Here is a 20,129-nt window from a genome sequence, read left to right as displayed (position 1 = left end):
CTTACTCAACACCGGCGTCGGTGACGGCCGGTCGCGGGCCTCTCAGGAGAGCTCGGCGAGCTTGGCTTTCCAGTAGGCACGCCAGTGGTCAAGCTGCTCGGTCGACTCGAGCCGTTCATGCTGCAGGCCTATCGAGGACTTGCCTGACGGCTTTTCGTAGATATGCACGCTGACCCGGGAGCCGTCGGCCAAGCCGCAGCGCCAGTACCGCCACTTGGCGGTGTCGCTCAACTCGGGTCCGCGGGTGACCGCGATGCCCGAGAATTCCTCCGCGCCGCCGACCACGGCAACCCACTTGTTTCGCGCCTCGTCCATGCTTCCGGTGACGGTCTTGCTCACCGAGGTTTGGAACTCCCCGTCGCAGTCCTGGCCCGGCTGGCGCCGGCCGATCTGCTGTTCGTAGGCGACGGTGGCCGTTTGCGCCCACCAACCGTCCGCGAGCCCCGACTCGTGCAAGGCAGCGGCGATGTCCTTGTGGGTGAGTTCCTTGGCGCCGATTCCGGCCAAGAACTCCTCCACCTCGGACCAGCTGACGCCAATGCCCTTTTCGATCGCCTCGATGTTCATGCTGCGTACCACTAACACTCCTGGATTGCGCGATGGCCGGCCGCGCCGTCATGGCACCGCGCCGGCCAGGGGCGGCTGAGCCCCTGCCGCTATTTCATCATGGGCGGGGGCTCGGCACTATGGATGGCGGAATTGCAGGTGTCCGTCAGTCGCCGGCGGCGAGCAACTGGGCGCGGAGTTCGCGGCGCTCGCGCTGCTTCTCCGGATCGGGCAACGGTACGGCCGCCAGCAGCCGCTGGGTGTACAGTTCCTGCGGGTTGCGCAGGATCTCGTCACGGGTGCCCTGCTCAACGATCCGGCCGTGGCGCATGACGCAAATCCGGTCGGCGAGCACGTCGATGACAGCCAGGTCGTGAGTGACAAACAGGCAGGCGAATCCCAGTTCCTGCTGCAGGTTCTGGAACAGGTCCAGCACCGTGGCCTGGACCGACACGTCCAGTGCGGAGGTGGGCTCATCCGCTACCATCAGCTTCGGTTCCAGCGAGAGCGCCCTGGCAATGCCCACGCGCTGCTTCTGGCCTCCGGAGAGTTCGTGCGGATAGCGGTTGCGGTACGCGCGCGGCAGCTCCACCTGGTCCAGTAGCGCCTCGATCTTCCGCTGCAGGGTGGCGCCCTTGGCGACGCCGGCGAGGTACATCGGTTCGCCGATGCTCTCGCCGATCGGCAGCCGGGGATTCAGCGAGGACGACGGGTCCTGGAACACCATGCCCACGTGGCGGCGCAGCGCGTGCAGCTGCTTGGGCCGGGCGCCGGCGATCTCGTGGCCCACCACGCGCAGGGAGCCCTCCGCGACCGGCAACAGTCCGACGGCGGCGCGGCCGATCGTAGTCTTGCCCGATCCGGATTCCCCGACCAGCCCGACCACCTGTCCGGGATAGATGGACAGGTTGGCCCCCTCCACGGCACGGAAGGCAGGCACCCGCCCCTGTTTGGGGTATTCGATGGCAACGTTGGTCAGCTGCAGCACGGGTTCGCCCTTGGTCGACTCATCGCGTGCCTGCGCCAGGGCTTCGGCGTTTTCGCGTTCGCGCCGCTGCAGCTCGGTCTCGTCAATGCTCAACGAGACACCGGTGGCGGCGGCCAGCGCCGCCGTGAGGTCGACTTCCGTTCCGTCCTCGGGACGCCCGCCCAGGTGGGGCACGGCGGCCAACAGGGCCTGCGTGTATTCGTGCCGGGGATTGTTGAAGATTTCCATCGCGGTGCCGGTCTCCACGATGCGGCCGCGGCGCATTACGGCGATCTTGTCGGCCAGGTCGGCCACCACGCCCATGTCATGGGTGATCAGCACAATGGCGCTGTCCAGCTTGTTGCGCAGGTTGCGCATCAGGTCCAGGATCTCGGCCTGCACGGTGACGTCCAGGGCGGTGGTGGGCTCGTCGGCGATGAGCAGTTTGGGGTCGCAGGAGAGCGACTGGGCGATCATGGCGCGCTGACGCTGTCCCCCGGAAAGCTGGTGCGGATAAGACCGGAAAGCCTTCTCCGGGTCGGGCAGCTCGACCAGCTCCAGCAGCCGCAGCGCCCGCTGCCGGGCCTCATCGGGCGAGATGGCGTTGTGCAGCCGCAGCGTTTCCACGATCTGGAACCCGATCGTGTACACGGGGTTCATCGCCGTCATGGGCTCCTGGAAAATGACGGCGACGTCATTGCCGCGCACTTGCCGGAGTTTGGCGCTGCTGAGGCCCAGGATTTCGCGCCCGTTGAGCTTGACGCTCCCGGTGACACGGCTGTTGGACGGCAGCAGGCCCAGCAGCGCCATGGAGCTGGCGCTCTTGCCGGAACCGGATTCGCCCACGATGGCCAGGACTTCGCCTGCCTTGACGTCGTAGCTGAGGTTGATGGCGGCGGGCACCCACTCCTTGTCCACGCCGAAGTCCACGCTGAGGTTGGTGACCTCCAGGACGGGTGCTGCGCCGCCGGCTGTCTCCAGATTTCCTGCCGGCAGCGTCGGATCAATGATTTCAGTCATAGCTGGTCTTTCCCTTCCAACCTGTCGCAGTTGGTTGATGCTAGTGGAGAACTGGGACCCAGTCCTGAAACTATGGGGGCATGACAACGTCTGCTGCCGCCGGCTCCACGGTCTTCCGTCCGCGCTCCGCGACCTGGTTCACGGGTATCGTCTGGGCGATCGTGGCGGTCAGCCTGGCGTCCTCGGTGCTCACGCACGGCCCGGGCAGCCTGCTCGACTCCTGGCCGCTGCTGGCCATCGCTTATCTGACCTGGTGGCTGGCCTGGTATCCCGCCGTCGTGATTGGCGACGACGGCGTGGTGCTGCGCAACCCGGTGCGCTCTGCCTCCGTGCCCTGGGCAGCACTGGCGACGGTCGACACCAAATATGCGCTGACCCTGGTCACTCCGCGCGGGAAGTACACCTCGTGGGCCGCGCCGGCTCCCGGCATGTTCGGCGTCCACCGTGCACGCGCCGATCACGTCCAAGGGCTTCCGGAAACCACTTACGGGCCGGCGCAGTCGATCCGGCCGGGCGATCTCGCGAACACCGATTCCGGAGCAGCGGCGTACTATGTCCGCAAACGCTGGGCGGAGCTTCTGGCCGCGGGCCGCATCAGCATCGGAGATGCCGACAACGTTCCGGTGGGACGGACACCGAACTGGGCGGTGCTCGCCGTCGGGACGGTGCTCGCGGTGCTCAGCGTCGTGACGCTGGCCCGCTGAGCCGGGCCCCATGTGGCCGGGAAGGCGACGGGTGCGCATCCTAGACACCCGTCGTCGCGGTGGTTCCGGTCTCGGGGTGCGCGGAAACCGCCGCTGCCTTCGCCCGCTTGGCATTGAACTTCTTCTGCCGCGGGTCGAACGCGTCGCGCAGTCCGTCGCCGATGAAGTTGATGCACAGGCAGATGGCCACGATGAACATGCCCGGCCACCAGAACAGCCACGGACGGGTCTGGAACGCTTCCTGGTTTTGGCTGATCAGCGAGCCCAACGAGACGTCCGGCGCCTTCACGCCCATGCCGATGTAGGACAGGCTGGTCTCCAGCAGGATCGCCGCCGACATGCTCAGGGTCACGGAGACGATGATGACGCCCACAGCGTTCGGCAGGATGTGCTTGAAGATGATGCGTGCGCTGGACGCGCCGGCGATCCGCGCGGCATCGACGAATTCCCGCTCGCGCAGGGACAGGAACTCGGCGCGCACCAGGCGTGCCAGGCCGGTCCACACCACGGCGCCCACGAAGAGGCCCAGGAAGTATGGCTGCACGTTCGCCCCGACGGCTCGCCCGGCGACCTGGCCGAGCACGGCGGCGATGATGATCAGCGGGATCACGATGACGACGTCGGTCAGCCGCATCAGCACGGCTTCGACCCAGCCGCGGAAGTAGCCGGACAGCGCGCCGACCACCACGCCGATGACGCCGCCCACGAGGCCGATGATGAACATCACCGCCACGGAGATCTGCACGCCGCGCATGGTCTGGGCGAACGTGTCGCGTCCCAGGCGGTCCTGGCCGAACGGATGTTCGCCCAGGCTGAACGGGAACACCTGCAGGGTGGGCGCTCCCCCGTTCACCATGTCGTTGACCCCGTTGTGGGTGTACTTCCACCAGCCCGGCATGCCGAACATCCCGCTGGACGAATAGGCGACCAGCAGGATCAGGCCGAAGACCACCAGGCTGATGACGGCGGCCGTATTGCCAATGAAGCGCCTGCGGACGATCTGGCCCTGGCTGAGGCCGGCCTTATTCTCGTTGGTGGCTGCGACGGGTTTCGTTGCTGTGGTGCTCATGCCTTTACCCTCACTCGCGGATCAAGCGCGGAGTAGACAAGGTCCGCGACAAGGTTGAAGGCCAGTGCCAGGATGCCCGTGATGAGGAAGACACCCATCACCGGGTTCGGGTCGACCCTTTGCAGCGCCTGGATGAACAGCTGGCCCATGCCGGCGAACGCGAACACCTGCTCGGTAATCACTGCGCCGCCGATCAGCCCGCCGATATCGAAGGCGACGATCGTGGCGATCGGGATCAGGGCGTTTCGGAACGCGTGGCGCATGACCACGGTGCGCTCGCCCAGGCCCTTGGCCCGGGCGGTGCGAATGTAATCCATGTTCATGATCTCCAGCATCGAAGACCGCGAGTAGCGGCTGTAGGACGCCAGCGAAATCAGCAGCAGCGCGATGGTGGGCAGCAGCAGGTGGGTGAACGTGTCGAGGCCGTGGACCCAGTAGTCGCCCTTGAGGTTCGGCGTTTCCGAGCCGATGGTGGCGATGGGCCGCTGGTTGACGCGCCCGTTGGTGAAGTAGGTAGGCCATGCCTGCATGTAGCGGTCGAGCGCGATGAGGCATCCGACGAGGAAGGAGGTTATCGCCGCGGCGTTCATGCTCTGGCGGCGGTCGTAACCGCCCATCAACCACCCGACCGCGAGTCCGACCAGGACGGTGGCAAGGGCCAGCAGGAAGATCATCAGCCCGGTGGCCTGGGCCAGCAGCGGCTGGATCGGGAAGTAGATGATGACGCCGATGCCCACGGTGATCAGCGCCGAGTAGAGGGCCTTGCGGTTCTTCAGGCCCGCGGCCAGCAGGGTGATGCCGAAGGCGATGCCGACGCCGCTGATGGCAATAACCACCAGGCCGAGCCCGGGGGTCTTGAACCACTGGGTGACTGACAAACCCCAGAACACTGCGGCAGCCAGCAGGAAACCGATTCCGGCGGCGCCCAGTTTCCGTTTGTAGCTGCCGTTGGCGCAGACGAACCATACGACCGCGCTGATCAATCCGATGATGAGGATGGATTGCAGCGGTATGTCGGGGTTCTTCAGGAAGTTATTGAATCCGATGGCACCGAATTCTTTCAGCAGGACGGCTACCCAGAAAACGGGAAGTGAAAAGAATAGGAACGCCATGAAGGTGATGCCGTAATCCAGGGCGCTGTATTGCCGCAGTGCCGAAACAATGCCCAGGGAAACACCAATGATGATGGCGAGGACTGTTGCCGCGGTGACCAGCAAAATGGTCATGCCCATGGCCCGGCCCAGTTCGACGGTGACCGGCTGGCCGTTGACGGCGTAGCCCAGGTCGCACTGCGCCACGAACGGGACGACGCACTTGGCGGCGCCGGCCAGCCAGCCGAAGTACCGGATGGGCGCCGGCGTCCCCAGGTCGAGCAGCGCAATGCGCTGCTGCATGAGCTGTTCCTTGTTCGCGGCATTACTCTCCCGGAGGTCATGCAGGGGATCACCCGACAGCGCTGTCAGCTGATAGACCAGGAAGGAGGCACCTAAGAGAATGAGCACGGCGGTGAATAACCGCCGCACAATGTAGGTCACCATAGCGTTTTAACCTCGTTGGTATGTGTTTGCGGATCTTGTGGATCCGGCATTTTCACAGTGAGTGTAATGCAGGTTACACACGAGCGGAATTTGGGAAATCCCAATCACTTATGCGGGAAAAGTCGGTGGTAAATGCCGCAAGGCGCCGGGACCGTGGTGCTCAAGGTCCCGACGCCTTGCATGCTATCTGCCGAGGAACAGGCGGGGCGGTTACTTAACCTTCCACTCCCAGAAGTTCCACCAGACGCCGGTCTGGTTCGGCATGTACTTCACACCGTCGATCCGGTCGCTGTTGTAGGCATCGATGCCGACCGGCTGGAACAGCGGCAGGCCGTAGAACGAATCCCAGACGATCTTGTCGATCTGCTTGATGAGCTCGTCCTGCTTCGCCGGTTCCGTGGTGACGATCAGCTCGTCCATCAGGGCGTCGGCTTCCTTGCTCGAGAAACCGTTGTAGTTGGAGTCGGCACCGGAGCGGAAGATCTGCGGCACGCCGCTGACGCCCACGCCCGGAGAGATCCAGCCGAAGATGGTGGCATCGTAGGTGCCGCCGCCCAAGGCGGAGCCCCAGTCCGAGCCGCCCAGGCCGCCGTCTTCGATCTTGAAGCCGGCCTTGGATGCGGATTCCTCGATCAGCGTGAAGGCGTCCACACGGTTGGGGTTGTCCTTGTTGTACATGATCCGAACCTCGGGGGTGGCGCCGGCCAGCAGCTCCTTGGCACCCTCGATGTCGGCTTCCTGGTAGTTCTCGGAGCCGTTGTTGGCGGCGGAGTCCTCGTAGGCGGCCTGCGCCGGCACGAAGAACTGCGAATCCAGCGGCTTGGCCTCCGGATCCAGCGGGGCCATCAGGCGGTCAACGATGGCCTTGCGCGGCACGGCCTTCATGAACGCTTCGCGGACGTTGGCTTCCTCGAAGACGCCCGAGAAGTTCAGGTCGATGTGGTCGTAGGAGAGCTGCTCGCCGCGGTTGACGGTCACGCCTTCCAGGCCTTCGAGCAGTTCCACGGTGTCCGCGGAGGCCTGCGGGGCGATAATGTCCACTTCGCCGTTCTTCAGCGCCTGGACCTGGTCAGGAGCGGCGCCGATGTAGCGGATGGTGATCTCCTCCACGTTCGGCATCGGACCGAATTCGTAGGCCTCGTTGCGGACCAGGGTCATGGACTGATCAGGAGTGATGCTGTCCACGATGAACGGGCCGGTGGAGAGGTAGAGGCTGGCATCCGAAGGAAGGGTCTTGCTGTCGAAACCGGTATTCCAGAAATCGGCGACGGCCTTCAATTCTTCGTTCTCGGCCGGCTTGTCCGGGTTACCCTTGGGGCTCTCGGTGATCAGGTCGACCAGCGCCTGCTCGTCCGCCAATCCGGCCTTCTCGGCGACCACGTGGGCCGGGCTGTCCAGGACCCCGTAGGAGATTTCCCAGTCGGCGAACGGCTTGGAGTACTTCAGCGTGATGGAGCGGCCGTCGTCGCTGATTTCGGGCTTGTCGGTCAGGCCCAGGCCGGAGGTGTCGCCGGCGTAGGAGAAGTAGGCGGTGCCCTTGTCGACTTCACCCTCGTCGTTGTAGGTGGCATCGTCGAAATGGCCGGAGTAGACGGCCCAGGCCAGCAGCAGGTCGCCGGCGTCGACCGGGTTGCCGTCCGACCAGGCGACGCCCTCGTTGACCGTGTACTTGATGGTCAGCGGGTCTTCGCTGACCTTCTCGTAGGTGCCGAATTCTTCGTTCTTGACCACGTTGAGTTCGTTGTCGATGTAGTTGAAGTCCGCGTGGGTCAGGTACGAGATCTTCGAGTTGATATCGACGTTGCCGACGGCCGTGTCCGAGTTGAAGGAGCTGAAGGCGTTCACTTCAGCGACGCTGATGGAACCACCGGCTCCAGCCGCGGTGGAATCGCCTGTGCCTTCGGGGGAATTTCCGCCACCCGAATTCGCGCAGGCGCTCAGGGCCAGGGCTGCTACAGCCGCGACCCCGATAGCTTTGGAAGTACGTCCGAAACGCATTCCGCCTCCTTGTTTCTGTCTTTGGAAGGCCCCCTGCAGTGCTGCAGGGGACGGACATAGACCGCGTCGCCTGAAGTTCAACGAGCTTCCCGCCGAACGTGGCATGTCTCACACGCAATAGAGCGTAAACCGGAACCCCCCGGGTTGGGTATAAAAACTTCGCTTCATATCCGGTTGTTACCGAGATGCAACCTTAAAGCCAGGGCCGCCGCCGGGCGAAAACTCCGGCCCGACCCGGACGCAAACCGCCGGATGCCCGGAATCACGGCGTTCTAGGCCTATTGGAGGGGTAAGGCGCCGTGTGAGAACCGTTGCCTGAGACAAGCTTCAGTTATCGGTCGCTAACTGATTTGTGTCCGCCGTCGTCCCCGTGGCTGCCTCCGCCTGTTGCCTGGGCTCGCTGCACGAGGGTCCGTTGGCCGGAGTCGAGCCGACGGGTCCAGCCCCGTGCGTCGAGGTGTTCGAGCAGCGGGATGGCCACACGCCTGGTCGTGCCCAGGGCCCGGCGCGCCTCACTGGCCGTGAAGGGCTGGGGCAGGCGGGCCAATTCCCGCATCGCCAGGGCTGGTGCGTGCGGAAGCAACACAACCCCGCCGGCAAACCGGAGCAGGCGCCCGCTGCGCTCGGCGGCGGCCAGTTCACGGTTCCCGAGACCGAGAGCCCTCAGATCGTGGGCTTCCGGGGCGGCGAACGGTTCGGACCTGAGGCGGTGCTCCAGCGTGCTGACCCCGGCTTCCGCGGCACCGAGATCGCCGGGCCGGCCCCGCAGGCGGATGTAGCCGCCGATCTGTTCCAGCCCCGCCTCCCGGACGGCCGCGTCGAGGACCGCGCCCCCTGCCGGTCCGAGCAGGTCGAGGGCCGCTCCGCGGGACAGGCCGGCCGCCAGCGGGTCCCGCTCCCCCAGCTCCAGCACAGCGGCCCGAAGCCGCCGCTGCCAGGCGTCGAAGACGGGGGCATGCACCCACCACTCATCAAACGCCCGCACGTCGTCGGGGACCCTGCCGGGCGCCGAAACACCCATCCGGTGCAAGTCTTCAACCCGGACAGCCCCCCGGCGGACCACCTCGATGAGCGCGTCGCCCTCGGGAGGCATGGCCGCGAGACTTTCGGCGCGCCTGGCACTGTCCCCCCGGCGGTCGAGCGCGGGCGGGTCGACGTCGAGGACTTGGACTCCCGCCAGCACCGACCGGCTGCCTTCGGCCCGAAGCACCAGGCGATCCCCGATCACCAGCGGGAGCTGCCGCTCGAGGGTGAGTCGAGCGTGCTCCTCGTTGAACGGACGCATCCGGCACGGCACGGCCGCAGTGCCGATGTGGGCGAGCAGGCGCCGCGGCCCGTCGAGGAACGCCGCACCCATCGTGCGGCGGACGTCGATGCTGTCCACGAGGGGCCAGCTGTCCTCGGACAAGAGGACGTCACCGCGACGGATGTCGCCGACGGCCAGGCCGCGCACATTGACGCCGACCCGGTTGCTAGGACCGATGGAAGGAAAGGCTTCGTTGCGGCTGTGCAGGCCCCGCACCGACACCGGCCGGACGCTGCCGTGGCCCAGGAGCTGCAAGCGGTCGCCGACGGCCAGCGATCCGGCTGTCAGCGTTCCGGTCACCACGGTTCCCGCACCGCTGACGGTGAAGGAACGGTCGATCCACAAGCGCACCCGGCCCGAGGGGTCCGGAGCGGGAACTGACGACAGCGTCGTATCCAGTACCTTGCGCAGCTCGTCGAGGCCGGTTCCGGTAACCGCGGACACGGTGACTGCCGGCGCGTCATGCAGCCCGGTGCCGGCCAGCTCCGCCCGCACCCGCGCGAGGACCTCGCCGGCCCGGCCGGGGGCACAGTCGCTGCGGGTCAGCACCACCAGCCCGTGGTTGATGCCCAACGCCGCGACTGCGTCGCGATGGTCGCTGGATTGGGCCTGCCAGCCTTCGTCCACGGCGACGACGAAACACACCGCGGCGACGGGACCGAGTCCAGCCAGCATGTTTGACAGGAACCGCTCGTGTCCGGGCACGTCCACGAATGCTACGTCCCTGCCCGACGGAAGCATGGTCCAGGCAAAACCCAGGTCGATGGTCAAGCCGCGGCGGCGTTCTTCGGCCCAACGGTCGGGCTCCATTCCGGTGAGGGCGCGCACGAGGGTGCTCTTCCCGTGGTCGACGTGCCCTGCGGTGGCCACCACGAACATGTCAGGAGCCTGTGGTTCTCTGCTGGTTTTCGACGTGTACAAGAGCCGAACGCACGGCGTCAGCCAGCCGTTCGTCGTCGGCCTCGGGCACGCACCGAAGATCGACCAGGCAGGCACCGCGGTGAACCCGCGGCAACACAACGGGGTCGCCCGACCGCAGCCATCCGGCGGCCGGTTCGGGCAGCTCGACGGCCCATCCGGGCAGCGGCACCCCGGGCGCTCCCCCGCCACCGACCCTTCCGTCGTGCTCGACCACACGACCGCCGGCGCTGGCCGCCAAGCGCTCCGTGCGCTGCCTCAACCGGGCGGGATCGGCATGCAGGGCGGCTGCCACCGGCGTCTGTTCTCCGGTGATCGTCGCTTCCACCGCCGCCAGCGTCAGTTTGTCTGCCCGCATCGCCCGCGCGAGCGGATGGCGGGCCAGGCGGGTGATGACGGCGGCTCGGCCCAAGAGCAGTCCTGCCTGGGGGCCGCCCAAAAGTTTGTCACCGCTGGCGATGACGACGTCGGCACCGGCAGCCAGCGCACCGGAAATGTCCGGTTCCTGGGGCAGCACCGGGTCTGGCTGGAGCAGGCCGCTGCCCAGATCTACTACCAACGGGACCTGGTGTTCTTCGGCCAGGGACCGGAGCTGGCCGATGCCGACGTCCGCGGTAAACCCGCTGACCCGGAAATTGCTCGGGTGCACCTTGAGCAGGCAGCCGGTCTGCGCACTGATCGCCGAGGCGTAGTCCTCCAGGTGCGTCCGATTGGTGGTGCCCACTTCGCGCAGGCGGGCACCGGTCGACTCGATCAGCTCGGGAAGCCTGAAACCGGCCCCGATCTCGACGAGCTCGCCGCGGCTGATGACCACTTCCCGGGACCCGGCAAGGGCGGTGGTGGCCAGCACCAGGGCCGCGGCACCGTTGTTTACCACCAGCGCTTCCTCGGCCGCCGGACAGGCGTCCAGCAAAGCCTTCCGCGCGCCCGCCCCGCGCCGGGAACGCCCACCGGTGGGTAAATCCAGCTCGACGTCGACATAACCGGCCGCCGACAGCAACGCCTGGCGTGCGGACCCGGAGAGCGGAGCGCGTCCCAGATTCGTATGGACGATGACGCCGGTGGCGTTAAGCACCGGCGTCAGCGAGGTGGCCGCCCGGGCTGCCACGGCGGACAGAACCGTCGCCTCGACGTTTTCGGGAGCAAGGTCGCCACGACGCGCCTGTTCCTGCACGTCCCGAACGGTGGAGCGGATGACATCGTCGCCGAGGCGGACGCGGGCGTTGCGAAGCTCCGGGTGGGCGAGCAGCTGGTCGGTGCGCGGAATGCGTCGGCGCGGGTCGTTCTGGCCCACGGCCCTCCTTCCCCGGGTCACCTTCAGCTGCAGCAGCTGGCGGAAGCGGACGGGAATCGAACCCGCCAGGCCGAGGTACTCGGCCTCACCGGTTTTGAAGACCGGGGGGCCCACCAGGACCCGGACGCCTCCACGAGCATGGTAACACCGGCCCGCCGCTCCTATGCTGTGATCATGAACGGGATCACCGGCGTAGCTGAAGAATCCGCCGCAGCAGTCCGGCTCACCGGCTACGCGCACGGCGGAGGGTGTGCATGCAAGATCCCGCCCGGTGAGCTCGAGGACGTTGTTCGCGGCCTGACCGGCCAAGCCAACCCCGACGTCCTGGTGGGCCTCGACGACGGCGACGACGCATCCGCCGTACGGGTCGGCGGGGACCTCGCGGTGCTCTCGACGGCGGACTTCTTCCCTCCCGTGGTCGACGACGCGTATGACTGGGGCCGGATCGCGGCGGCGAACGCCCTCTCGGACATCTATGCCATGGGCGGGCGTCCGGTCAGCGCGATCAACCTGGTCGGCTGGCCCCGCGACGTCTTGCCGCTGGAGCTGCTGACCGAGGTGCTGCGGGGTGGGCTGGAAGTGGCTTCCGAGGCGGGCTGTCCGGTGACGGGCGGTCACTCGGTGGACGACCCGGAACCGAAGTACGGGATGGCGGTGACCGGCATCGCCGACCCCGGCAAGCTGATGCGCAATGACGCGGCCCGGCCCGGGCTGCCCATTACCTTGACCAAGCCGATCGGCCTCGGTCTGCTCAACAACCGGCACAAGAGGACCGGTGAGGTCTTCGACGAGGCAATCGCCGTGATGACGCAGCTGAATCGGGAGGCCGCGGACGCGGCGGTGCGCAGCGGCGTCCGCGCGGCGACGGACGTCACCGGGTTCGGCCTCCTCGGCCACCTCTACAAGATGTGCCGCGCGTCCGGCGTGGGTGCAGTCATCGATCGGAAGGCCGTGCCCCTCATCGCAGGCGCACGGGAGGCGCTGCGGGATGGCTACATCTCCGGCGGCACCCGGCGCAACCTCGAATGGGTTCGCCCGCACCTGCGGCCGGGTGCCGGCGTCACCGAGGACGATCTTTTGGTGCTGGCCGACGCGCAGACTTCCGGCGGATTGCTCGTCGTCGGGGAACTGCCCGGGCACCCCGTCGTGGGGCAGACCGTCGCGCGGTCCGGGATCGAGGTGCGCTAACCAGCCGGCCGGCTTATCCGGCGGTCGTGATCGAATCGTGGACGGTGCCCGCGCGGCGCCGGGCCGCGAGCCGCTTTCTCTGCGGTTCGATCGTGTAGCGGGGGTCCTCGGTCGAGCGGATGCCGGCGCGCAGGATTCCGAACCGCGTCAGCGCCGAGGCGGTCAGCAGCGCCGTGCCGCAGGCCGCCGCCGTCATCCGGTGTCTGCCACCGGCGAGAACCCCGACACCGGCGGCGACGGCCAGCAGCTGGCTCCACTTGAGCATTTGCCCGGGAGCACCCTCGTGGAGGGGTTCGGCTTCCACCGGGTCCATGCCGTTCTCCAGGGCCCGGGTGGCGATCACATCACCGGCCACGCCGAGGACCGCGAGCGCCCGGGCCGGCCCGGCTTCGTCGACGGGGGTCGTGATCATGGCAAGACCGGCCGCGGCCAGGCTCGCGGAACTGACGAAGACGAAAGGCAGGTTGTCACGCCCCGCATTCCAGGTCGGGTTCGCGGTGTCCGACAAGAGAACAGCGGTGTATGCGGAGAGCGGTGCCGCGAACACCGCGGCCTCTACGCCCGCCGGCCCCTCGAGCGCGCGCAGCACCGGGCGCAGCGGCCCCAGCGGAAGCCGGGAGCCGGTCAGGCGGTCGATTTCGGAAGCGGCCGAAATCCCGGCACCAGCGCTGAACGCGGCAAGGATCCAGGAGCCCAGGCTCATGGGCGAGGTGGGCTTGATGGTGCGCAGCATGTTGAGGAACCGCTCGGGCCGGCCCAGGTCTTCGACCAGCGCAACGGCACCGAGCCCGACTGCCGTGAGGGCGGCCAGGCGGCTGTTGCGGCACAGCGCACGCCTGCCCGTCAGCTGCCCGCCGAGTCCGAGCAGCGCCGAGCCGCCGGCCACGCCGCCCAGGAAGAGGTAGAGGGCTATCGGGTCTCCCCAAGGCGGCGGCTTGACCACGGGCCTGCCGTAGTAGGAGGCGAACTCTGCCTCCGGAACCACGGGCATCTCGCCCGAGCCGTCTCCGGTTCCGGCGCGGCGCCGCTTGCCTCCGCGCCGGTTCCGGCGCGGCGGTTCGGGCGGGCGGTAGCTGTCGAAGTCGGAGACGGTCACCCGCGGCCTCCCGTCAGGAAGGCGGCGGCGGCCGCCGCCAGCATGCCGGCCGCGGCGATGCCCGCCCGCTTGAACATGCGCGGCAGGTCCGCCGTCGGCACCCGCGGGTCCGGCGGCAGTCCGTACACCTCCGGTTCGTCAAGCAACAGGAACACCGAACCGGTGCCGCCGACGCCGTCGGAATCGTTGGCCCCGTAGAGGCGTGCCTCAGTCAGCCCCTGCGAGTGCAGCTCGGCAACACGTTGGTTCGCGGTGGCCACCAATTCCTCGCGCTCGCCGTACTTGATCGACGTCGTCGGGCAGGCCTGGGCGCAGGCGGGCGTCTGGCCGTCGGTGAGCCGGTCATAGCACAGCGTACATTTCTGGGCGACGCCGACGTTGCGGGTCGGGGCCTGTTGGCCCGGGGTGAAGTCACGCTCTGTCTTCGGGCCTGCGGTGCCGTCGCTGCGCCGTTCGATCACGCCGAACGGGCACCCCGCCACGCAGGTACCGCAGCCGTTGCAGACGTCGTCCTGCACCACCACCGTGCCGTGCTCTGTGCGGAACAGCGCACCGGTGGGGCACACATCCAGGCACCCGGCGTTGGTGCAGTGCTTGCACACATCCGAGGACATCAGCCAGCGAAAGTCGGGCGTATCGGGGGGCGTCGTATCCACACCCGAAGGATTCGCTGCTGCATGCGGGCTTCCCGGCGGTCCGATACCGGGCATGCCGAGGCTGACGAGGGCGCGCCCGGAGTCGCGTGCCTGTTCGATCCGGCCGCGGTCCTGCTCGACGAAGGCGACATGGCGCCACGTGTCGGCTCCCAGCGTGCCGGTGTTGTCGTAGGAGGATTGCAGCAGCTCGTATTGCGGGTCGGCGGGATTGCGGTTCCATTCCTTGCAGGCCACCTCGCAGGCCTTGCAGCCGATGCAGATCGAGGTGTCCGTGAAGAAGCCCTTTCGCGGGTGTCCGCTGTGCGGAACATGGCCGGGCGCTTCGGTCAGCCGTTTCATTTAGCCTTCCCTCGTCGTGTCGTCACCCGAGACATGGTCGGGGTCGGTGATCTTGTCACTGCCGGTCCCGGGCGTCACCCCGGCGCGGGCCTGGTAGTCGGCGACCAGGGAAAGCAACTCCGGACCCTGTGGCCGCCGGCCCGGGAAGATGTCGCAGGATCCGACCTTGGATTCCTGGATCTGCACATTAGGGTCGAGTGTCACGCCCAGCAGATCGTTGGCTGCGTCCCCGCTGATGACTGCCTCCTGTCCGACGCCCCAGTGGTAGGGCACCCCGATCTGGTGCACGGTGCGCCCGCCCACGACCAGCGGCTTCATCCGTTCGGTCACGAGGACCTTGGCCTCGATGGCTGCCCGTGGTGAGACGATCGTCGCCCAACCGTAGGGTTCCAGTCCCCGTTCGGCCGCCAGTTCCGGCGACACTTCGCAGAACATCTCCGGCTGGAGCTCAGCGAGGTACGGCAGCCACCGGCTCATCCCGCCGGCCGTGTGGTGCTCCGTCAACCGATACGTGGTGAACACGTACGGGTAGATATCCGAGCCCCGCACGTTGGCGCTCGGCGCACTGAGATTGTCTGCGCGGGGGAAGGTGATCCGGGCAGGGTTCTGCTGCTGCCGGTAGAGCGGGTTGGCAACCGGAGACTCCTGCGGCTCGTAGTGGGTCGGCAGCGGTCCGTCAACCATGCCCTTCGGCGCGAACAGCCACCCCTTGCCGTCCGCCTGCATGATGAAGGGGTCGTCTCCCGCCAGCCCGGCGGCACCGCCAGCTGTTGGATCCGGCCTGCTTCCGGGGGCGCGATCCAGCGGGAAATCGGGGACGTCCTCCCCGGTCCACCGGTTCTGCTCCCGGTCCCACCAGATGTACTTCTTGCGCTCGCTCCAGGGCTTGCCGTCGGGGTCCGCCGATGCGCGGTTGTAGAGAATCCGCCGGTTCGCCGGCCATGCCCATCCCCACTCGGAGGCGACCGGCCCTTGCTCCTGCCCGGGCTTGCGGTCGGCCGCGTGGTTGATGCCGTCGGCATACACACCCGTATAGATCCAGCATCCCCCCGCGGTCGAGCCATCGGGCCGCATCTCCGTGTACGACGAGAGGGGCTGGCCGGCCCGGGGTCCGGTGAGATGCCGGCCGTTGATTTCGGCGAGCACCGCCTCAGCTTCGGGGTCCCCGTGTTCGTCGGTGGGATAGTCCCACGTCAAGTCCAGCAGCGGCCGGTCCCGTTCATCGGTCGAATCCGCCAGCTTTGCCCGGATGCGCTTGCCCAGCTCGTAGAAGAAGTGCAGTTCGCTCTGGCAGTCTCCCGGCGGCTGGATCGCCTGGTGCCGCCATTGCAGCAGCCGCTGGGTCTGCGTGAAGGTTCCGGCCTTTTCCACATGGGTCGCCGCCGGCAGAAAGAAGACTTCGGTGCCGATGTCCTCGGTCCGCAGCTCGCCCGTGGCGATCTCGGGACCGTCCTTCCACCACGTCGCCGATTCAATGAGGTTCAGGTCGCGCACCACCAGCCATTTCAGATGGGACATGCCAAGACGCTGCATGCGGCCGTTGGCGGATCCGACCGCGGGGTTCTGGCCGAAAAGGAAGTAGCCCTCGACTTTGTCGTCGAGCATGCCCATGACTGTCTGGTAGGTCCCGTGCGGGCCGTTGATGCGCGGAAGGTAGCCGTAGCCCCAGTCCGAGTCCTCGTGGGCCGCGTCGCCCCACCAGGCCTTGAGCAGGCTGATGGTGTAGGCATCGGCGTCGGCCCAATAGCCCTTTTGGTCCGGCGACGCGATGGCGCCGAGATAGTCCTGCAAAGTCTCCAGCTCGGCCATCGGCATGGGGAGGTAGCCGGGCAACAGGTTGAACAGGGTGGGGATGTCGGTGGAGCCTTGAATGCTGGCATGGCCGCGCAGCGCCATGATTCCCCCGCCGGGCCGCCCCATGTTGCCCAGCAGGAGCTGCAGGATCGCCGCGGTCCGGATGTACTGCGCGCCCACGGTGTGCTGGGTCCAGCCGACGGAATACGCAAAGCACGTGGTCCGGTCGCGGCCGGAGTTCTCCGTCACTGCCCGCGCCAGATAGTCGAAATCCTCCAGGGAGATGCCGCAGGCATCCCGGACCATCTCCGGGGTGTAGCGCGCATAGTGCCGTTTCAGGATCTGGAACACCGACCGCGGGTGCTCAAGCGTGGGGTCCTGCTCGAAATCAGGGTGGGCCAGGGTCGGCCCTCCGCTGCCGTACTGGTGCCCTGCCGCCCGTTCCGCGGTATCGGCGCCGTGTTCGTAGCCGCCGGATTCTCCTGCTTCCGACTTCCGTTCGTAGGCCCAGGACGCGAGGTCGTACTGGCCCGTTTCCGGATCGAATCCGGAGAACAGCCCGTCCAGGTCCTCGGTGTCACGGAAGTCTTTGTTCACCAGGGTCGCCGCATTGGTATAGGCACGAACGTAGTCTGCGAACCACAAATCGTTGCTGATCACGTAATGGATCAGGGCGCCCAGAAGCACGATGTCCGAGCCGGCCCGGATGGGCACGTGCCTGTCTGCCACCGCGCTCGTGCGGGTAAACCGCGGATCCACGTGGATGACCTTCGCACCGCGGGCCTTGGCTTCCGTCACCCACTGGTAGCCCACGGGATGGCATTCGGCCATGTTGGAGCCCTGGATGACAATGCAGTCGGCGTTGGCCATGTCCTGCAGCGATTGCGTCGCGCCGCCGCGTCCAAACGAGGTTCCCAAACTGGGAACCGTTGCGGAGTGTCAAATGCGTGCTTGGTTCTCGAGCTGGATGGCGCCCGCTGCGGTGAAGAGCTTCTTGATCAGATAGTTCTCTTCGTTGTCCAGGGTGGCCCCGCCCAGCCCGGCGATCCCCATGGTCCGGCGCAGCGGCCGGCCGTGCTCATCGGTCTGCTGCCAGGTGTTCCGGCGTGCTTCGAGGAATCTGTCGGCCACCATGTCGATGGCAGTGTCCAGGTCCAGGTGCTGCCAGTCCTTGGCATGTGGAGCCCGGTAGAGCACCTTGGTCTGCCGGCCGGGCGCGTTGACCAGCTGCTCGCTGGCCGATCCCTTGGGGCAGAGCCGGCCCCGGGAGATCGGCGAATCCGGGTCGCCCTCGATCTGGACGACCTTTTCGTCCTTGACGAACACACGCTGGCCGCACCCCACCGCGCAGTAGGGACACACGCTTTGCACCACGCGGTCGGCGGTGGACGTCCGGGGAGCGATCTCACGGGTCCGCCGCGATGTCACGGCCTCGCCCCGCCCGAGTGAATCACTCGTGCGGAACTGCCGTACAACCGGCCACTCCAGGAAGCTGAACCGCGACATGGGCCCACCCTAGCCCATCGAATTCACGGACAACAGGGGAAAACGACGCCGGAGGATGGCGGTCACCCGATGAGGCGGTGGAGGACGGCGGTCACCCGCGTCCCTACATCCACAGGACACCGTCTTCCCGGAACTCCCGGATGCGGTGGGCAATCATCCTCCCCAGCAGCTCCGCGGGAACAGGCTGCGTGTAGGGCAGCTGTACCGACCCCTTGCCGGTCCGGAAGTCCGCGAGTTCGTCGGCGAACGCCGCTCGGGTACTGGGAGTGAAAACAATGTTCGCGTGCTGCCTGTATCCGGCGAAAACGAACATGATGGTGCCGTCGAGAGAGTACGCCGGCGAACCCCATTTTAGGGACTCTACGGCTTCCGGAACCTGCCCCCCGGCTCAGCACCCGCAGCTCTTCCAGCAGCGTGCGGGCGTCTTCAGGGAACGCCGCAAGATACTCGTCCACGGTCTTCGGCTTGTCCATGTCTTGAAGCTACCTCGCCACAGACCAATCCGGGGCATCCAGCGGTGAGCTCCGCCGACATCGCCTGAGAGCCGGGGCCGGGTTGCGGACGCCACCGGTGTGTGCCGAATTAGCGCGTCGGGACCGGCTGGATATTCCCTGCGGGCAGCGCGCGGTCCATACTCGGACACGTACGGGGCATCGGCAGGGCGGAGCCACCCCTGGCGCAGGCTCCGGCCGCAGGTGCAGGCGCGAAGATCGGAGTCTGGCATGGCTACTGGGAGCAGTTCCCAATCCGTCCTCCGGCGCAAGCCGATCACGGAGCTGGAGGAGGAGAGCGGGGAAAGCCATCTGTCCAAAAGCCTGGGCGTGTGGCAGCTGACCGCGATCGGAGTTGGCGGGATCATCGGCATCGGCATCTTCACGTTGGCCGGGCTGGTGGCCAACGGCGGCGCCGACGCGGCTCCGGTCGGCCCGGCGGTCCTCATTTCCTTCCTCATTGCAGGCCTGGCCAGCGCGGCGGCAGCACTGTCGTATGCGGAATTCGCGGGCATGATCCCGTTTGCCGGCTCGGCCTACACCTATGGGTATGTGGCCCTCGGGGAGGTCATCGGCTGGTTTATCGGCTGGGACCTGTTGCTGGAATATACGGCCATCGTCGCCGTCGTCGCCATCGGCATCTCGGGCTATTTCAGCGCGTTCATGGAGGGCATCGGCGTCCAGGTCCCGGCGTGGATGGAGGGCACCGCCGACACGGTCGAGGGTGGCGTGGTCAACCTGCCGGCCATCGTGGTCTGCCTGCTGATCACCTGGATCCTCAGCCGCGGGACCCGCACCTTCGGCCGGTTCGAACTGATAGCGGTGGGGCTGAAGATCCTGTTGATCATCTTCATCATCGGGCTGGGCTTCTTCTTCGTGAACCCGGGCAACTACAACCCGTTCATGCCCTCCGGATTCGGTCCGGTGCTGGCCGGAGCCGCCACGGTATTCTTCGCGGTCTTCGGCTATGACGCGATGAGCACGGCGGCGGAGGAATCCGTCGACGGCAAGAAGCACATGCCGAAGGCGATCCTGCTGTCGCTGGCGATCGCGATGACGCTCTATGTGCTGGCCACCCTGGTGCTGACCGGCATGCAGAACTACACGGACATCAGCCCCACCGCGGGGTTCGCGTCCGCCTTCGAGTCGGTCGGGCTGCCGGTCGTGGCCACGATCATTGCCGCCTTCGCCGTTGTTTCGATCCTGACCGTGATGCTTACCTTCCTGCTGGGCGTGACCCGGGTGTGGTTCTCGATGAGCCGCGACGGGCTGCTGCCGGGCTGGTTCGCGGCGACGGACCGGCACGGCACCCCGCAGCGGGTGACGTGGATCGCCGGCATCGCGTCAGCGCTGCTGGCCGGGGTGTTCCCCATCCGTGCCGTGGCCGACCTGACCAACATCGGCATTCTGGCCGCCTTCGTGGTGGTCTGCGTCGCCGTGATCGTGCTGCGGCGCACTCGGCCGGAAGTGCCGCGGACCTTCCGGCTGCCGTGGATGCCGGTGGTCCCCGCCTTCGGTGTCTTGGCCTCGGGGTTCCTGATGCTGCAGCTGGACTGGGAAACCTGGGTGCGCTTCCTGATCTGGCTGATCATCGGCCTGGTCATCTACCTGCTGTACAGCCGCAAGCACTCACTCATGAACCCGAACAGCCCGCGCCACCGGGCCGTACCCTGATCATCCGACCGCCTGGATGCATGCG

The 20,129-nt window shown here is 67.0% G+C and carries 13 protein-coding genes, 1 tRNA gene and 1 pseudogene; 3 read left to right on the top strand and 12 right to left on the bottom strand.

Going from position 1 to position 20,129, the window contains the following annotated elements; translation table 11 throughout:
• Window positions 1-42: 42 nt before the first annotated feature.
• Both AC5RUK_RS07825 and AC5RUK_RS07820 read right to left on the bottom strand, forming a co-directional pair.
• A complete protein-coding gene (locus AC5RUK_RS07825; RefSeq protein ID WP_493989057.1) occupies window positions 43-579 on the bottom strand; it encodes a hypothetical protein in 537 nt (178 codons plus the stop codon).
• A 133-nt stretch (window positions 580-712) separates the two neighbouring features.
• Window positions 713-2,533: an ABC transporter ATP-binding protein gene (locus AC5RUK_RS07820; protein WP_494151828.1), complete on the bottom strand. Its 1,821-nt coding sequence runs from the start codon at window positions 2,531-2,533 to the stop codon at window positions 713-715.
• A gap of 80 nt (window positions 2,534-2,613) precedes the next feature.
• Between AC5RUK_RS07820 and AC5RUK_RS07815 the strand changes: the two genes are divergently transcribed.
• Window positions 2,614-3,237 carry a PH domain-containing protein gene (locus AC5RUK_RS07815; RefSeq protein WP_494151827.1) on the top strand — a complete coding sequence of 208 codons (624 nt, stop codon included), beginning with the start codon at window positions 2,614-2,616 and terminating at the stop codon, window positions 3,235-3,237.
• Window positions 3,238-3,277: 40 nt separating this feature from the next.
• Here the strand turns inward: AC5RUK_RS07815 and AC5RUK_RS07810 are convergent, their stop codons facing one another.
• The 6 genes from AC5RUK_RS07810 to AC5RUK_RS07785 all read right to left on the bottom strand — a co-directional run bounded on the left by AC5RUK_RS07810 (window position 3,278) and on the right by AC5RUK_RS07785 (window position 11,492).
• Window positions 3,278-4,306 (bottom strand): ABC transporter permease, encoded by a 1,029-nt coding sequence (locus tag AC5RUK_RS07810; RefSeq protein WP_493989054.1) that lies wholly within the window; start codon window positions 4,304-4,306, stop codon window positions 3,278-3,280.
• The gene (locus AC5RUK_RS07805) at window positions 4,303-5,844 is read right to left on the bottom strand and encodes an ABC transporter permease (RefSeq protein ID WP_493989053.1); all 1,542 of its coding nucleotides are present in this window, start codon (window positions 5,842-5,844) and stop codon (window positions 4,303-4,305) included. The genes AC5RUK_RS07810 and AC5RUK_RS07805 overlap by 4 nt, the downstream gene beginning before the upstream one ends.
• A gap of 210 nt (window positions 5,845-6,054) precedes the next feature.
• Window positions 6,055-7,842, bottom strand: a complete 1,788-nt coding sequence (locus AC5RUK_RS07800; protein ID WP_494151826.1) for an ABC transporter family substrate-binding protein — start codon at window positions 7,840-7,842, stop codon at window positions 6,055-6,057.
• Window positions 7,843-8,173: 331 nt separating this feature from the next.
• Complete coding sequence (selB, locus tag AC5RUK_RS07795) at window positions 8,174-10,027, bottom strand: selenocysteine-specific translation elongation factor (protein ID WP_494151825.1); 1,854 nt, start codon at window positions 10,025-10,027, stop codon at window positions 8,174-8,176.
• A 1-nt stretch (window position 10,028) separates the two neighbouring features.
• Window positions 10,029-11,360 (bottom strand): L-seryl-tRNA(Sec) selenium transferase, encoded by a 1,332-nt coding sequence (gene selA / locus AC5RUK_RS07790; protein ID WP_494107753.1) that lies wholly within the window; start codon window positions 11,358-11,360, stop codon window positions 10,029-10,031.
• Between the two features lie 37 nt (window positions 11,361-11,397).
• A tRNA-Sec gene (locus AC5RUK_RS07785) sits at window positions 11,398-11,492 on the bottom strand.
• A 42-nt stretch (window positions 11,493-11,534) separates the two neighbouring features.
• Here AC5RUK_RS07785 and selD point away from each other — a divergent pair.
• Window positions 11,535-12,548, top strand: a complete 1,014-nt coding sequence (gene selD / locus AC5RUK_RS07780) for a selenide, water dikinase SelD (protein ID WP_494151824.1) — start codon at window positions 11,535-11,537, stop codon at window positions 12,546-12,548.
• A gap of 13 nt (window positions 12,549-12,561) precedes the next feature.
• On the opposite strand, the gene nrfD is transcribed toward selD, so the two are convergent.
• The 4 genes and pseudogenes from nrfD to AC5RUK_RS07760 all read right to left on the bottom strand — a co-directional run.
• On the bottom strand, window positions 12,562-13,644 hold the full coding sequence (nrfD, locus tag AC5RUK_RS07775; protein WP_494151823.1) for an NrfD/PsrC family molybdoenzyme membrane anchor subunit: 1,083 nt from the start codon (window positions 13,642-13,644) through the stop codon (window positions 12,562-12,564).
• A complete protein-coding gene (locus AC5RUK_RS07770; protein WP_494151822.1) occupies window positions 13,641-14,639 on the bottom strand; it encodes a 4Fe-4S dicluster domain-containing protein in 999 nt (332 codons plus the stop codon). Before AC5RUK_RS07770 ends, nrfD begins: the two co-directional genes overlap by 4 nt.
• Window positions 14,640-17,939 (bottom strand): formate dehydrogenase, encoded by a 3,300-nt coding sequence (fdh, locus tag AC5RUK_RS07765; RefSeq protein WP_494151821.1) that lies wholly within the window; start codon window positions 17,937-17,939, stop codon window positions 14,640-14,642.
• 103 nt (window positions 17,940-18,042) lie between these two features.
• Window positions 18,043-18,258: pseudogene (locus AC5RUK_RS07760) on the bottom strand (iron chaperone); the annotation flags it as partial.
• A gap of 403 nt (window positions 18,259-18,661) precedes the next feature.
• Between AC5RUK_RS07760 and AC5RUK_RS07755 the strand changes: the two are divergent.
• The gene (locus AC5RUK_RS07755) at window positions 18,662-20,104 is read left to right on the top strand and encodes an amino acid permease (protein ID WP_494151820.1); all 1,443 of its coding nucleotides are present in this window, start codon (window positions 18,662-18,664) and stop codon (window positions 20,102-20,104) included.
• Window positions 20,105-20,129 lie beyond the last annotated feature (25 nt).

This window comes from Arthrobacter sp. Y3223065 (genome assembly GCF_059090885.1).
Note: the sequence above shows the minus strand (reverse complement) of the source record. Positions and strands in the feature narration are given on the sequence as shown.